Source organism: Bradyrhizobium liaoningense (assembly GCF_018130825.1).
Lineage (GTDB): Bacteria > Pseudomonadota > Alphaproteobacteria > Rhizobiales > Xanthobacteraceae > Bradyrhizobium > Bradyrhizobium liaoningense_B.
On record NZ_JAFCJS010000004.1, the window covers coordinates 398,495 to 413,754 of the forward strand.

General features: G+C 64.3%; 10 protein-coding genes. 4 read left to right on the forward strand and 6 right to left on the reverse strand.

Translation table 11 applies throughout. The annotated features are described in order from the left end of the window. Positions 1–149: 149 nt before the first annotated feature. Together gltB and JQ603_RS20560 are read left to right on the forward strand one after the other, a co-directional pair. Positions 150–4,883: a glutamate synthase large subunit gene (gltB, locus tag JQ603_RS20555; protein WP_212342072.1), complete on the forward strand. Its 4,734-nt coding sequence runs from the start codon at positions 150–152 to the stop codon at positions 4,881–4,883. 157 nt (positions 4,884–5,040) lie between these two features. After that, positions 5,041–6,492 carry a glutamate synthase subunit beta gene (locus JQ603_RS20560; RefSeq protein WP_212342074.1) on the forward strand — a complete coding sequence of 484 codons (1,452 nt, stop codon included), beginning with the start codon at positions 5,041–5,043 and terminating at the stop codon, positions 6,490–6,492. A gap of 118 nt (positions 6,493–6,610) precedes the next feature. On the opposite strand, the gene JQ603_RS20565 is transcribed toward JQ603_RS20560, so the two are convergent. Beyond that, the gene (locus JQ603_RS20565) at positions 6,611–8,221 is read right to left on the reverse strand and encodes an ATP-dependent nuclease (RefSeq protein WP_212342076.1); all 1,611 of its coding nucleotides are present in this window, start codon (positions 8,219–8,221) and stop codon (positions 6,611–6,613) included. Between the two features lie 82 nt (positions 8,222–8,303). Next, a complete protein-coding gene (locus JQ603_RS20570) occupies positions 8,304–10,046 on the reverse strand; it encodes an outer membrane beta-barrel protein (RefSeq protein ID WP_212342078.1) in 1,743 nt (580 codons plus the stop codon). 193 nt (positions 10,047–10,239) lie between these two features. On the opposite strand from JQ603_RS20570, the gene JQ603_RS20575 reads away from it, so the two are divergent. Further along, a complete protein-coding gene (locus JQ603_RS20575; RefSeq protein WP_212342080.1) occupies positions 10,240–11,247 on the forward strand; it encodes a KpsF/GutQ family sugar-phosphate isomerase in 1,008 nt (335 codons plus the stop codon). Between the two features lie 170 nt (positions 11,248–11,417). On the opposite strand, the gene JQ603_RS20580 is transcribed toward JQ603_RS20575, so the two are convergent. Beyond that, positions 11,418–11,969, reverse strand: a complete 552-nt coding sequence (locus JQ603_RS20580) for a carboxymuconolactone decarboxylase family protein (RefSeq protein ID WP_212342454.1) — start codon at positions 11,967–11,969, stop codon at positions 11,418–11,420. An 84-nt stretch (positions 11,970–12,053) separates the two neighbouring features. Between JQ603_RS20580 and JQ603_RS20585 the strand changes: the two genes are divergently transcribed. Further along, the gene (locus tag JQ603_RS20585; RefSeq protein WP_212342081.1) at positions 12,054–12,440 is read left to right on the forward strand and encodes a winged helix-turn-helix transcriptional regulator; all 387 of its coding nucleotides are present in this window, start codon (positions 12,054–12,056) and stop codon (positions 12,438–12,440) included. 89 nt (positions 12,441–12,529) lie between these two features. Here the strand turns inward: JQ603_RS20585 and JQ603_RS20590 are convergent, their stop codons facing one another. The 3 genes from JQ603_RS20590 to JQ603_RS20600 form a co-directional block, all read right to left on the reverse strand. Continuing rightward, positions 12,530–12,973, reverse strand: coding sequence for an NfeD family protein (locus JQ603_RS20590; RefSeq protein ID WP_212342082.1), 444 nt, complete (start codon positions 12,971–12,973; stop codon positions 12,530–12,532). A gap of 56 nt (positions 12,974–13,029) precedes the next feature. After that, on the reverse strand, positions 13,030–14,034 hold the full coding sequence (locus JQ603_RS20595) for an SPFH domain-containing protein (protein WP_212342083.1): 1,005 nt from the start codon (positions 14,032–14,034) through the stop codon (positions 13,030–13,032). Between the two features lie 241 nt (positions 14,035–14,275). Next, on the reverse strand, positions 14,276–15,253 hold the full coding sequence (locus JQ603_RS20600) for an ABC transporter substrate-binding protein (RefSeq protein ID WP_212342084.1): 978 nt from the start codon (positions 15,251–15,253) through the stop codon (positions 14,276–14,278). Positions 15,254–15,260 lie beyond the last annotated feature (7 nt).

Genomic DNA, 15,260 nt, shown 5'->3' on the forward strand with positions numbered 1-15,260 from the left:
TTCTCGGGGACGAAGAACGCCTAGGCCTGAATTTAAGAAAATGCGGCTCGCAGCGGACGAGCGGTGACCCAGAGGCGGGTGCCGCGGAACGCCCAAGGTGCGCCGAAGATGGCGGTGAGACAGCTTGCCGCATGGAGAGGATTGGAACAATGAACGGGTCGCAATTCGAGCGCGCAAACATCGTGGCAGAAGAGCTGTCGGCGACGGTCGCCTCGAAAACGACCGATCCGATTCAGGAGCACAATTCGCGGCCCAAAGCCGAAGGCCTCTACGATCCGAGCCTGGAGAAAGACTCTTGCGGCGTCGGCTTCATCGCCAACATCAAGGGCAAGAAGTCGCACGAGATCGTCTCGGACGCGCTGAGCATCCTCTGCAACCTCGAGCATCGCGGCGCCGTCGGCGCCGACCCGCGCGCCGGTGACGGCGCCGGCATCCTGGTGCAGATCCCGCACGCCTTCTTCAGCCGCAAGGCCAAGGAGATCGGCTTTACGCTGCCCGCGCCCGGCGAATACGCCATCGGCGCGCTGTTCATGCCGCGCGACACCGCCTGGCGTAACGTCATCAAGAGCATCATCGCCGACCAGATCAAGGAAGAGGGCCTCACCCTGCTCGGCTGGCGCGACGTGCCGACCGACAACTCCTCGCTCGGCGTCACCGTGAAGCCGACCGAGCCCGCCTGCATGCAGGTGTTCATCGGCCGCAACGGCGTCGCCAAGACCGAGGACGAGTTCGAGCGCCGGCTCTACATCCTGCGCAAGTCGATCTCGCAGGCGATCTACCAGCGCCGCGACCGCGGCCTCGCCGGCTATTACCCGTGCTCGATGTCCTGCCGTACCGTGATCTACAAGGGCATGTTCCTCGCCGACCAGCTCGGCAAGTACTATCCCGACCTGCACGAGAAGGACTTCGAGAGCGCGCTCGCGCTGGTGCATCAACGCTTCTCGACCAACACCTTCCCGGCCTGGTCGCTGGCGCATCCCTATCGCATGATCGCGCATAACGGCGAGATCAACACGCTGCGCGGCAACGTCAACTGGATGGCGGCGCGCCAGGCCTCGGTGAGCTCCGAGCTCTACGGCAAGGACATCAACCGGCTCTGGCCCATCTCGTACGAAGGCCAGTCGGACACCGCCTGCTTCGACAACGCGCTCGAATTCCTGGTACAGGGCGGCTACTCGCTGCCGCACGCCGTCATGATGATGATTCCGGAGGCATGGGCCGGCAATCCCCTGATGGATGAGAAGCGCCGCGCCTTCTACGAATATCATGCCGCGCTGATGGAGCCGTGGGACGGCCCCGCCGCGATCGCCTTCACCGACGGCCGCCAGATCGGCGCCACGCTCGACCGCAACGGCCTCAGGCCGGCGCGCTATCTCGTGACCAAGGACGACCGCATCGTGATGGCGTCCGAGATGGGCGTGCTGACGATCCCCGAGGACCAGATCATCACTAAGTGGCGCCTGCAGCCCGGCAAGATGCTGCTGGTCGACCTCGAGCAGGGCCGCCTGATCCCCGACGACGAGATCAAGGCCGAGCTCGCCAAGAGCCATCCCTACAAGGAGTGGCTGGAGCGGACCCAGATCGTGCTGGAAGAGCTGCCGAAGGTGCCGACCACCGGCGTGCGCTCCAACCTGTCGCTGCTCGATCGCCAGCAGGCGTTCGGCTACAGCCAGGAAGACATCACCATCCTGATGACGCCGATGGCGGCCACCGGCGAGGAAGCCGCGGGCTCGATGGGCAACGACACGCCGATCTCGGCGCTGTCGGACAAGGCCAAGCCGCTGTTCACCTACTTCAAGCAGAACTTCGCGCAGGTCACCAACCCGCCGATCGACCCGATCCGCGAGGAGCTGGTGATGAGCCTCGTGTCCATCATCGGACCGCGGCCGAACCTGTTCGACCTGCAGGGCCTCGCCACCACCAAGCGCCTCGAAGTGCGCCAGCCGATCCTGACCGACGCGGACCTGGAAAAGATCCGCTCGATCTCCGACGTCGCCGAGTCGCACTTCAAGTCGCGCACGCTGGACACCACCTTCCACGCCGGCCTCGGCGCGGCCGGCATGGACCAGGTGCTCGACGAGCTCTGCGCGCGCGCTGAAAGCGCGGTGCGCGAGGGCGTCAACATCATCATCCTGTCCGACCGCATGGTCGGTACCGACCGCGTGCCGATCCCGGCACTGCTGGCCTGCGCCGCCGTGCATCATCATCTGATCCGCGTCGGACTGCGCACGTCGGTCGGTCTCGTCGTCGAATCCGGCGAGCCGCGCGAAGTGCATCACTTCGCCTGCCTCGCCGGCTACGGCGCCGAAGCGATCAATCCGTACCTCGCGTTCGAGACCATCATCGCGATGAAGGACCGCCTGCCCGGCTCGCTCGACGACTACGAGATCGTCAAGCGCTACATCAAGTCGATCGGCAAGGGCCTGCTCAAGGTGATGTCCAAGATGGGCATCTCGACCTACCAGTCCTATTGCGGCGCGCAGATCTTCGACGCGGTCGGCCTCAAGGCCGACTTCGTCTCGAAGTTCTTCGCGGGCACGCATACCCGCGTCGAGGGCGTCGGTCTTGCCGAGATCGCGGAAGAGGCCGTGCGCCGCCATGCCGACGCGTTCGGCGAGGCGCAGGTCTACAAGAGCTCGCTCGACGTCGGCGGCGAATATGCCTATCGCAGCCGCGGCGAGGACCATGCCTGGACCGCCGAGTCGGTCTCGCTGCTCCAGCACGCCGCGCGCGGCAACTCGCAGGAGCGCTACCGCGCCTTCGCGAAGATCCTCAACGAGCAGTCGGAGCGGCTTCTGACGCTGCGCGGCCTGTTCCGGATCAAGAACGCGGACGAAGAGAAGCGCAAGCCTGTAGCCCTCGACCAGGTCGAACCGGCCAAGGACATCGTCAAGCGCTTCGCCACTGGCGCGATGAGCTTCGGCTCGATCTCGCGCGAGGCGCACACCACGCTCGCGATCGCCATGAACCGGATCGGCGGCAAGTCGAACACCGGCGAAGGCGGCGAGGAAGCCGACCGCTTCAAGCCGATGCCGAACGGCGATTCCATGCGTTCGGCGATCAAGCAGGTCGCCTCGGGCCGTTTCGGCGTCACCACGGAGTATCTCGTCAACTCCGACATGATGCAGATCAAGATGGCGCAGGGCGCCAAGCCCGGCGAAGGCGGCCAGCTGCCCGGCCACAAGGTCGACGCGACCATCGCCAAGGTGCGTCACTCGACGCCGGGCGTCGGCCTGATCTCGCCGCCGCCGCACCACGACATCTACTCGATCGAGGACCTGGCGCAGCTCATCTACGACCTCAAGAACGTCAACCCGACGGGCGACGTCTCGGTCAAGCTCGTCTCCGAGATCGGCGTCGGCACGGTCGCCGCGGGCGTCGCGAAAGCACGCGCCGACCATGTCACCATCGCGGGCTTCGAGGGCGGCACCGGTGCTTCGCCGCTGACCTCGATCAAGCATGCCGGCTCGCCGTGGGAGATCGGCCTCGCCGAAACCCACCAGACACTGGTGCGCGAGCGGCTGCGCAGCCGCATCGTGGTCCAGGTCGACGGCGGCTTCCGCACCGGCCGTGACGTCGTGATCGGCGCGCTGCTCGGCGCCGACGAGTTCGGCTTCGCCACCGCGCCGCTGATCGCGGCCGGCTGCATCATGATGCGCAAGTGCCATCTCAACACCTGCCCGGTCGGCGTCGCCACCCAGGACCCCGTCCTGCGCAAGCGCTTCACCGGCCAGCCCGAGCACGTCATCAACTACTTCTTCTTCGTCGCGGAGGAAGTGCGCGAGATCATGGCTTCGCTCGGCTTCCGCACCTTCAACGAGATGGTCGGCCAGGTGCAGCTGCTCGACCAGACCCGCCTGGTCGCGCACTGGAAGGCCAAGGGCCTCGATTTCTCGAAGCTGTTCGTCAAGCAGAAGGAAGAGAAGGGCCAGAAGATCTATCACTCCGAGCGCCAGAACCATCATCTGGAGGCGGTGCTCGACCGCGCGCTGATCGAGAAGGCGACCCCCGCCCTCGACCGCGGCGCGCCGGTGAAGATCGAGGCTGCGATCAACAGCACCAACCGCTCCGCTGGTGCGATGCTGTCGGGCGCGGTCGCCAAGATCTACGGCCATGCCGGCCTGCCGCAGGACACCATCCATGTCAGCCTCAAGGGTACAGCCGGCCAGGCCTTCGGCGCGTGGCTTGCCAATGGCGTCACCTTCGAGCTCGAGGGTGAAGGCAACGACTATGTCGGCAAGGGCCTGTCGGGCGGCAAGATCATCGTCAAGCCGCCGGCGAACTCGGCTATCGTGCCCGAAGAGAGCATCATCGTCGGCAACACCGTGATGTACGGCGCGATCCAGGGCGAGTGCTACTTCCGCGGCATCGCCGGCGAACGCTTTGCCGTGCGCAACTCGGGCGCGGTCGCCGTCGTCGAGGGCGCGGGCGATCATTGCTGCGAATACATGACCGGCGGCATCGTGGTCGTGCTCGGCAAGACCGGGCGCAACTTCGCGGCCGGCATGTCGGGCGGCATCGCCTACGTACTCGACGAGACCGGCGACTTCGACAAGCTGTGCAACATGGCGATGGTCGAGCTCGAGCCGGTGCTGTCGGAAGAGCTGATCAACGCCGGCACATACAATCACTCCGGTGACCTCGAGGCGCATGGCCGGGTCGACGTGTTCAAGAATCTGCTCGCCTCCGACGTCGAGCGGCTGCACGTCCTGATCTCGCGCCACGCCAAGGCGACCGGCTCCAAGCGCGCCGCCGAGATCCTTGCCAACTGGAAGGACTGGCTGCCCAAATTCCGCAAGGTGATGCCGGTCGAGTACCGGCGCGCGCTGCGCGAAATGGCCGCCAACGCGGACGCCGAGCCGAAAATCGCGATCGGGGCGTAGGAAGAAGCCTCATGGTGAGGAGGCGCGTAGCGCCGTCTCGATCCATGAGACCACCATCCGGGCCTCCATCCTTCGAGACGCGGCGCGAAAAGCGCGCCGCTCCTCAGGATGAGGGGTGAGAGAACAAACGAATTAAGCGGCAGGGACTTCGGGTTTAATGGGCAAGATCACGGGTTTTCTGGAAATCGAACGGCACGACCGCAAGTACACCCCGGTCGCCGAGCGCGTGAAGCACTACAACGAGTTCGTCGTTCCCTTGAGCGAGAGGGAAGTGCGCGACCAGGCCGCGCGCTGCATGAACTGCGGCATTCCCTATTGCCACGGCACCGGCTCGGTTGCGCCCGGCACGCCCGGCTGCCCGGTCAACAACCAGATCCCCGACTGGAACGACCTCGTCTACCAGGGCAACTGGGAAGAGGCCTCGCGCAATCTGCACTCGACCAACAATTTCCCTGAGTTCACCGGGCGCATCTGCCCTGCGCCGTGCGAAGCGTCCTGCACGCTCAACATCGACGACAACCCCGTCACCATCAAGACCATCGAATGCGCGATCGTCGACCGCGCCTGGGACAATGGCTGGCTGAAGCCGGAAGTGGCCGCGGAGAAGACCGGCAAGAAGGTCGCCGTGATCGGATCGGGCCCGGCCGGCATGGCCTGCGCGCAGCAGCTCGCGCGCGCCGGCCACGACGTGCACGTCTACGAGAAGTACGCCAAGGCCGGCGGCCTGCTGCGCTACGGCATCCCCGACTTCAAGATGGAGAAGGGCGTCATCGACCGCCGCGTCAAGCAGATGGAAGGCGAAGGCGTCACCTTCCACTACAACAGCCATGTCGGCGCTGACGGCAATGTCGATCCGCGCGAGATGCTCAACGAATACGACGCCGTGGCGCTGACCGGCGGCGCGGAAGCCCCGCGCGACCTGCCGATCCCCGGCCGCGACCTCGCGGGGATTCACTACGCCATGGATTTCCTGCCGCAGCAGAACCGCCGCGTCTCCAGCGAGCCCTTGAACGGCGTCCAGGAGATCCTGGCCGGCGGCAAGCATGTCGTCGTCATCGGCGGCGGCGACACCGGCTCGGACTGCATCGGCACCTCGCTGCGCCAGGGCGCGCTGTCGGTGACCCAGCTCGAGATCATGCCCGCCCCGCCCGAGCGCGAGAACAAGGGTCTCACGTGGCCGAACTGGCCGCTCAAGATGCGCACCTCCTCCAGCCAGGCCGAAGGCGCGGTCCGCGAATACGCCGTGCTGACCCAGAAGTTCACGGGCGAGAACGGCCAGGTCAAAAAGCTGCACTGCGTCCACGTCGACGACAAGTTCAAGCCGATTGCCGGCACCGAGTTCGAGCTCGACGCCGAGCTCGTCCTGCTCGCCATGGGCTTCGTCCATCCCGTGCACGAGGGCCTGCTCAAGCTGCTCTCGGTCGAGCTCGACCCGCGCGGCAACGTCAAGGCCAACACGCTGGACTACCAGACCTCGCGTCCGAACGTGTTCACCGCCGGCGACATGCGGCGTGGGCAATCGCTGGTGGTCTGGGCGATCCGCGAGGGACGCCTGTGCGCAAGGTCGATCGACACGTTCCTGATGGGGAAGACGGATCTGCCGCGGTAGGCGCTCGGCTTGCTGCTAGATTTAAAGGTCATCGCCCGCGAAAGCGGGCGATTTAAAAATCGGTCGGCGATCAAACGCTTGGGACACGGTCAGAACAAACCTACACCGAGAGTAGACCTCATATCCGTTCCAGAAACTGACCGACATCCGTTGCTAACAGCTCCTCCCTCGTCATGTGGCGAGCAATCCGCCAACTATCCGCCTTGCTCCACCCGTTAGGATGCTGATCCATCCTTTCGTAAGGCGTGAGTTGTGAAAAGCTCGAACCGAAGGCGGCCTTAACGGCTCGGTCAGGGAGGTAATTTTCGAGAGCCCTAAATTCAGTCAAACAGATTTGTATGCCGTTCCCTTTGCACAGCTCCTCGAACTGGATTCTCCGATCTGCCGCAGGATTGGCAGGCGCCGGGCGCTCGCTATCGATCAATGCGAACAGTTCATTCGTGATACGCTTGAGTTCCAACAATTCCAGCTCACGTTTGCCTGTAACCATTTGATCACCACCAAGCGGGACAATCACGACCATATGCTCTTTGCCGAACAAACGAAGAAACTGCTGGACGGTCTTAACGTCGTTGACGCCTTCAACCAGGAGAACTCGGCTGCATCCCATTTCTTGGAAGCTGGAAAAGCTCAGTTCGCCCAAGAATTGACTATAGCTAGGCGTAGCTTCAAACGGACGCACAATTGGACCAGCACCACTCTTTTGCACTGAGTAGATTCTCTCAGCGACCGAACGCGCTAGGCCAACACTGTGAGTCGAGAAGACACAGCCGACCTTGGCGTATTGAGCAAGCGCTAAAAGGAAATCAATTTGAAGGGCGGGATGTAGATTAGTCTCTGGCTCATCCACCAATATTAGGGATGGCCTTGCTGTCGCAGCATTTCCAAGCGCAATTATGAATTGACTTATCCCAGCTCCAAGCTCCCCCAGCCGATAGGGCTGCTTGTCAATCGACACCAACAACGTCTTGAGCGCTTCTGAGGCATTGATTTCCAACTGATCAAATTCAAAAAGCCTACGAATCTCGTCAGTTATCCTACCTATGGCCCGAGATTGCGCCTTGTTTCCCGAAGTCTTCCACGTATTCCAGAGATCGATAAATGCCGTACCAATCAGCAGATCAAAATGTTGCGCGGAGCCTTGGTTGATAGCGTTTCGAAATGGACCATAGTACTTCGCATCCAAGAGCATACGAAGTATTTTGAGTACGTGGCTAAAGTCGAACCGCCCCGAACCACCAGCAGCGCTGTAGATGTCTCCACCAATTGGGCCGTAGCCTGAGGGCGAGGTAACTGGACTGGCCCCGCCTTCAACGGAGAATACTTGAACCTGCCACTCAAGCGGAGAGCTCCGGCTACAACTCGCGACAACCCTGCTTACGGTGTGCGTCACTCTCTCATTCGCTCGCAGGCCTATGGCTTCAATCTCTAGAGAGATGCCGCGGTCGTTGGTGTTGTTGAACACCTCTTCCGGATCGGACGTTCCCGGGTAACCTGATATTGAGAACGATCCGCCATTCGACGCGACGACAAGATTTGGATTTATGTGAAAGGGGCGCGCCAGAACATCAAACAGCGAGCGCATCTCGTAAATCAGCAGCTTTAGAGAAGACTTGCCAGCGTTGTTTGGACCTAGAAGGGCCGTCAGCCCTGTTCCAAATTCGATTGTTGCAGGATTTTGGTCGGAAAACCCCCGGTAATTCTTGACCGTGAGCCTTGTGGTTATCATCCCGCTTCTCTTTTTGCTCGCCAAAGTTGAGCAGTCAGAGATACATGTTTTTGAGAATACAAGCGAGACCGCTTCTGGCCAATTAATTCTGCAGCCTCACCCCCACCATCACCACGGTCCCCTGCGAGCTTGACCCCGCCTGGTTCGAATCCAGGATGTCGTGGCGCAGCGTGCCCTTGATCCAGATGTTGCGGTTGAGCTTGTAGATCAAATTGCCTTCGAGCGAGTAGGTTTTGTCGTTGCGGTTCTGGTTCTGGTAGTCGTACGTGCCGTAGGTGAACTTGCCGACGGCGGTGAGCCAGCGGCGGAAGTCGTGGTCGACTTCGGCGGCATAGGTGTGCACGAGCACGCCGGATGACCCGGGGACCGTGGTCTCGTTGATCTGCGTGTCGGTGAAGAACTTCACCGTGGTGAGGCCGCTCGCATTCCAGATCAGCGAGCCCGCGGTGAGGAAGCCGGAGAGCTGGCTGAGGCGCGGATCGACATAGTTGCGCGCGGAATAGCCGACCGAGATCTCGCCGGTGAGGATACGCGAGAACTCGAAGGACGAGCCGACCTTGGCATAGCCGCCGTTTGAATCGCGGAAATAGCCGTTGCGGTCGGCGGGCTGGTCGTGGACGCGGGTGTCGCCCTGGATCTCGACGAACGGCTTCAGCCCCGGCTTCAGATCGTAGGAGAAGCGGCCGACGCCGCCATACTGGTTGAAGTCGCGGTCGTTGTTGCTGAACGTCGAGCCGTCGGTGAGCTTCGAATCCGTGTAGGCGGTGCGGTCGACGGTGGCGCCGGCGGCGACCTGGAAGCGGTTGAAGGTCTGGTCGAAGCCGAGCGTCGTGCCGTAGGTGGCGTAGACCGGATACTTCTGCAGGCCGGCCTGCACGTTGGGGCTGCCGGGATTGTCGGTGGCGAGCCGCAGACGGAGCTGCGAGGTCAGCTTGAGATCGCGGCTGACGTCGACGCGGCCGTCGACATGGCCGGTGAAGTCCGGGCGGTTGATCTCGACCGGCGAGGGCGAGGCGAAGCCGTCGATCGTCGCCGGCATGTTGTTGGTGTAGCCCGAGAACGAGCCGCGCAAATCCGCGACCAGCGCGTGACGCTCCCAGTCGGACACCACGAGGAGATCGGGCGCGACGACATAGGCCGGCGATCCCACCGGCTTGTTCAGGCGCGCCGGGTTGGTGTCGTAGCCGGCGGAGAGTTCGAGCCCGCCCTTGATCAGGAAGCTGCCGGCGTAATCGCCGACCGCGCCGAACGCGTCGTCATCGGCCTTGAGGCGGCGACGCAGCGGCTGGCCGGGCACGTTGCCGGCCATCGCCGGGGGTACCGGTGTCTTGTGCGCATTCTCGGACGGCGGCGGCGCGATGCGCGGCGGACCCAGCGTCCTGACCGGCGTTGCCGGCGGCGGCGACGAGCCGGGGCCGAGCGGGCGCTTCGGCTTGGCCTGACCGGGATAGAGCTTTGGCTGCTGCCGCTTGCGGTTGAGCGAGTCGTAGCCGGAGCCGCTGGCGCCGTTGGCGGCCGGCAAGCCGTAGGTCGGGACCTGGCCGACACGGGAGGTCGCCGGTGCCTGCTGGCTCCTGCGCGGATCGGCATTGGGATCAGGCAGCGTCGGCAGCGCATCCGAGGGCGCCTGCGGCATGGCCGCCGTGCGGCGTGTCGGCAGCGTGTCGGGCGAGGCAAAGCCGCCGCGGTTGGGATTGAACAGGTCGGGCGTAAGGCTCTGGGCGGCCGCCGGGGCGCTGCCGAGGACCGTCAGCGCCAGGCACGGCAAAGCGGCGCGCAGGAAATACGCGCGTTTGCTCCGGCCCATGCCTGGAGACGACCCCACGATGGAATAACTCCAACGAAATCAAACACTTTCAAGACGGCCTCCAACCGGCTGGCGGGAACCCATCGTTAATGGAGTTAAAACAATTATGGTTAATGACCGGTTGAGGGCATAAGGGCTCTCGTCGCCTCCAAAGCGGCGGCATGCTAAGCAGGCACCAACGGGCGAACGCCCCTCCTCCCTGGACCTGAGCATGCCGAGTTCGAAACCGCTGATGACCCAATCATCCGGCTCCATCCCCGATAGCATCGAATCCGCGCTCCGCACGCTGGAGACGGAGAGCGGCGGCATCAACGCCCTCGCCGCGGCGCTGCGCGGCCCGCTCGGCGCGACCTTCGCCAGGGCGGTCGACCTGATCCGCAACGCCAAGGGCCGCGTCATTGTCACCGGGCTCGGCAAATCCGGCCACATGGCGCGCAAGATCGCGGCGACGCTGGCCTCGACCGGTACGCCCGCCTTCTTCGTCCACACCGCGGAAGCCGCCCATGGCGACCTCGGCATGATCACCACCGACGACGTCATCATGGCGCTGTCCTGGTCCGGCGAGCAGCCGGAGATGAAGACGCTGGTGAACTATTCGGCGCGCTTTGCGATCCCCATGATCGCGGTGACCTCGAACGCTTCGTCCTCCCTCGGACAAGCCGCCGACATCGTGATCGAGCTGCCCAAGGCGCGCGAAGCCTGCCCGCACAATCTGGCGCCGACCACCTCGACCATGATGCAGGTCGCGATCGGCGATGCCATCGCGATCGCGCTGCTCGAAGGCCGCGGCTTCACCGCGCTGGAGTTCGCGCATTTCCACCCCGGCGGCAAGCTCGGCGCGATGCTGAAATTCGTCCGCGACTACATGCGCACCGGTGCCGAGATCCCGCTCAAGCCTGAAGGCACCAAGATGTCGGACGCCGTGGTCGAGATGTCCGCCAAGGGGCTCGGCTGCGTCTGCATCGTCAACGATGCGGGTGAAGCCGTCGGCATCATCACCGACGGCGATTTGCGCCGCCACATGCGGCCCGATCTTTTGACCGCGACGGTCGATGAGATCATGACCAGGCAGCCGAAGTCCGTGCCGCCCTCGATGCTGGCGAGCGAGATGATCGAGGTGCTGAACACGCGGAAGATCACGACCCTGCTCGTGACCGAGGCGAACAGGGTGGTGGGCATCGTGCACCTGCACGATCTGCTGCGCGCGGGCGTGGCGTAAGGCGCGCGCTACTCTCTCCACCGTCATTGCGAGCGCAGCGAAGCAATCCAGAAGACCCTCACCCTGAGGAGCGCGCCCCTTCGCGCGCGTCTCGAAGGGCGAGGCCACCAGCCGGGCCTTCATCCTTCGAGACGCGCGAAGACGCGCTCCTCAGGATGAGGAATTGAACGCTAGACCGGAAACCGCGCCGCCGTCTCCTCCAGCGGCATCCGCAGCCCGTTCGCCAGATACGACACCGTGCGATAGAAGCCGCACAGGAGCATAATCTCCAGGATCTGCGGCTCGTCGTAATGCGCGGAGAGCGCGGCGAATTCCTCGTCGCTCAACGTCGCGCGGTGATGCAGCGCGTCGACGGCGGCGATCAGCGCCTGCTCGGCCGGCGACCAGCAGGCGGACGTCGCATCGCCCAGGATTGTGGCGCGGACCTCGTCCTCGGTGAGCTTCGCCGGTCCGGCAAAGACAGCGACATGCACGCCCCATTCATATTCGCATGTGTTGAGCGCGCAGGTGCGATCGATGACGATCTCGCGGTCGCGCAGCGACAGCGGCCCGGGATCGAGCAGTCCGCCGGCGCGGAACTTGTCCCAGGCGCGGGGGTGGCCCGCCATCACCCGGAACAGCAGCAGCGGCGACGCGCCACGCATGATGCGGTCGAACTGCGCCTGGATCTCCGGGGGATAAGGCGGCGTGAGCGGCGCGATGCGCGGCGAAGCCTCGGACATGGCGGAAGACATGGGCGGTCTCCGTTGCTACAATTATCATAGCAGTACGCTACACTATTTGTAGCAATACGCAAGGGACCGACGATGGCGAAACAGGCCGACTCAAAGACACGCAGCGTCCGCGGCTCGCGCACGGGCCGGCCGATCATGGTGCTGCTCGACCTGCTCGGACGGCGCTGGACCTTGCGGATATTATGGGAGTTGCGCGAAGAGCCCCTCACCTCGCGCGCCCTGCGCACCGCTTGCGACGAGGCTTCGCCCACGGTGCTGCAAGCGCGGCTGACGGAGCTGCGCGAGGCGGGATTCGTGGAGCTCGGCGACGGTGGAGGCTACGGGCTGACGGCGCTGGGGCGCGAATTGTGCGAGACGTTCATGCCGCTACACCGGTTTGCGGAGAGGTGGAAGTCTTCTCCCTCGCCCCGCTTGCGGGGAGAGGGTCGGGGTGAGGGGGAGTCTCCGCGCAAACGGTGAAAGATGGACTCGCGGAGAGTCCCCCTCACCCGGATTGCATCTGCGATGCAATCCGGCCTCTCCCCGCAAGCGGGGAGAGGCGAAGAATCCTACGCCGCCGCGACCGTCAGGTTGGCACCGTCGACCTGCACCACCCTCACCCGCGTCCCCGCCGGCGTATCGGGGCCGGCGACGCGCCAGACCGTGTCGCCGATGCGCACCGTGCCGCTGCCGTCGATGATCGGTTTCTCCAGCGTGAACTCGCGGCCCAAGAGCGCCTCGGTGCGCTTGTTGAGGAACGGGCTTGCGCTTTCGTCGGGCTTCGGCCGGGCTAGCCGGCGCCAGACCGGGACGGCTGCTGCCGCGAACACTGCGAACATCACAAGCTGGATCTGCCAGGACAGATGGATGGCGAACGAGAGCAGGCCCACCAGCAAAGCAGCGAGCCCAAGCCAGAACAGGAACACGCCCGGCGCGATCGTCTCCAGCGCCATCAGGATGAAGCCGAAGATCAGCCAATTCCAGGTGCCGAGCGATACGAACATGTCGGTCATGACACGACCTCTGAATATTGGCGCATGCCCTTGTCGCAAGGCATGCGCCGGTGACTTTATCCCTGCCGCGGCGGTACCGTCGGGGGCGTGCCGCCGGTCGGCGGCACCGATCCGGTGCGGCGCGCGGCGGCAGCCGCAGACGCTGCGCTTTCGCCGAACGTTGCCTTCGCGATCTCGCCGATGCCGGCGAGCGAGCCGAGCATGCTCGTGGCCTCCATCGGCAGCATGATGATCTTCTGGTTCGGCGCCTCCGCGAACTGGCCGAATGCCTTGATATATTTGTCGGCGATGAAATAGTTCAACGCGGCGACGTCGCCCTTGGAAATGGCTTCCGACACCGCCTGCGTCGCCTTGGCTTCGGCCTCGGCCAGACGCTCGCGCGCCTCGGCATCGCGGAAGGCGGCCTCGCGGCGGCCTTCGGCCTGGAGGATCTGGCCCTGCTTGGCGCCCTCGGCGCGCAGGATTTCGGACTGGCGCTGGCCCTCGGCGGCGAGAATGTCGGCGCGCTTGACACGCTCGGCCTTCATCTGCCGGCCCATGGCCTCGACGAGGTCGGCCGGCGGCACGATGTCCTTGATCTCGATACGGTTGACCTTGACGCCCCAGGGCGAGACCGCGGCATCGACCACGCGCAAGAGACGCTCGTTGATCTCGTCACGGTGCGACAGCACCTGGTCGAGATCCATCGAGCCCATCACCGAGCGGATGTTGGTCATGGTCAGGACCGTGATGGCCTGGTTGAGGTTGGCGACCTCGTAGCTCGCCTTCGCGGCATCGAACACCTGGAAGAAGGCGACGCCGTCCACCGTCACCGTGGCGTTGTCCTTGGTGATGACCTCCTGCTCGGGAATGTCGATCACCTGCTCCATCATGTTGATCTTGCGCCCGACGCGATCGAAATAGGGCACGATCAGGTTGAGCCCGGGGCTCAGCGTCTGGGTGTATTTGCCGAACCGCTCGATGGTCCAGTCATAGCCCTGCGGCACCGTCTTCACGCCGGAAATCAGCGTGACGATGACGAGCAAGACCAGAACAATCGCGAAAATGTCGAAACCGCTCATAGCTCCTCCAAGGTGGAAAGAAGCCGGGAAGGGCCCTTTCCGGCGCTGTCATTGGTCGGGATCACGACCCTACCGGTTCAGCGGTCGCAATTCACGTCGGTATCGGCGCAATTCCACACAAGACGTTGGGGGGAGAGAACGATCGCGATATGTATTTGCAGGCGGCTCTTGAAAGCGCGCGGACGCAAACCTAGCGGCGGAAATTAACGAATTCGGCCCCAGGCGTCCGCCACGGACGGCGTCACTCGATGACCTCATTCGCGATTGCGAGCAGGCCCGGGGAAAGCGTGACGCCGAGCGCCCTCGCCGCCTTGAGGTTGACCGCCAGCTCGAACTTGGTGGGGTTCTGGACCGGCAGGTCGGCCGCCTGCGCGCCCTTGAGGATGCGATCGATGTAGCCCGCCGCGCGCCGGAGCTGCTCGGCGCTGTCGGTGCTGTAGGACATCAGCCCGCCCTCCTCGACGAAGGTGCGGCTCCAGAACACCGCCGGCACATGGGCTTCATTGATCGCTGCCAGCAGATGCACGCGGTTGGCCATGGTGAAGAAGTCCGGCAGGATCAGCAGGCCACCGTCCTGCCGCGAGGCCAGCGCCGCGATCGAAGCGGCGTCATTCACCGGCGCGGGTTCGACCGTCACGTGAAGCGCCCGTCCGGCGTCCTCGATCGTGCGCAGCATCAGGGGCGCGAACGGCGCGGTGGCGGGATTGTAGACGACGAAGACGCGGGACACTTTTGGCGTGACCTGCGTCAGCATCTCCAGCCATTTGCCGGCCAGCGGGCCGTCATAATCGGTGAAGCCGGTGATGTTGCCGCCAGGATGCGCGAGGTTCTGGACAAAGCCCTGGCTGACGGGATCGGTGACCACGGCGAACACGATCGGGATCGTCGTGGTGCGCCGGCGCAGCTCTTCGACCGAGGGCGTGCCGACCGCGAGCAGGATGTCCGGCTTCAGCGCGACCAGCTCGTCGGCGAGCCGTGCGATTCGTGTCCGGTCGCCCGCCCCGCTGCGCCAATAGATTCTGAGATTGTCACGCTCCTTCCAGCCGTGGGCCGCAAGCGCCTCGACCAGAACGGCGCTGCGCGTCTGCCCGATCGCATCGTCGGCGGCCGTGACCGAGAGCACGCCGAGCCGCCGCGCGGCATCCGGCTGCTGGGCCTGCACTGATGACGGCATTGCCGCGATCATCCCAAGAAGCGCCAGAAGCTCGCGGCGGTTCATGGGAGAC

Bases quoted from the DNA above. Each gene is read 5' to 3' on its own strand.
- gltB (WP_212342072.1), top strand. From the start codon at position 150: ATGAACGGGTCGCAATTCGAGCGCGCAAACATCGTGGCAGAAGAGCTG.
- JQ603_RS20560 (WP_212342074.1), top strand. From the start codon at position 5,041: ATGGGCAAGATCACGGGTTTTCTGGAAATCGAACGGCACGACCGCAAG.
- JQ603_RS20565 (WP_212342076.1), bottom strand. From the start codon at position 8,221: ATGATAACCACAAGGCTCACGGTCAAGAATTACCGGGGGTTTTCCGAC.
- JQ603_RS20575 (WP_212342080.1), top strand. From the start codon at position 10,240: ATGCCGAGTTCGAAACCGCTGATGACCCAATCATCCGGCTCCATCCCC.
- JQ603_RS20580 (WP_212342454.1), bottom strand. From the start codon at position 11,969: ATGTCCGAGGCTTCGCCGCGCATCGCGCCGCTCACGCCGCCTTATCCC.
- JQ603_RS20585 (WP_212342081.1), top strand. From the start codon at position 12,054: ATGGCGAAACAGGCCGACTCAAAGACACGCAGCGTCCGCGGCTCGCGC.
- JQ603_RS20590 (WP_212342082.1), bottom strand. From the start codon at position 12,973: ATGACCGACATGTTCGTATCGCTCGGCACCTGGAATTGGCTGATCTTC.
- JQ603_RS20595 (WP_212342083.1), bottom strand. From the start codon at position 14,034: ATGAGCGGTTTCGACATTTTCGCGATTGTTCTGGTCTTGCTCGTCATC.
- JQ603_RS20600 (WP_212342084.1), bottom strand. From the start codon at position 15,253: ATGAACCGCCGCGAGCTTCTGGCGCTTCTTGGGATGATCGCGGCAATG.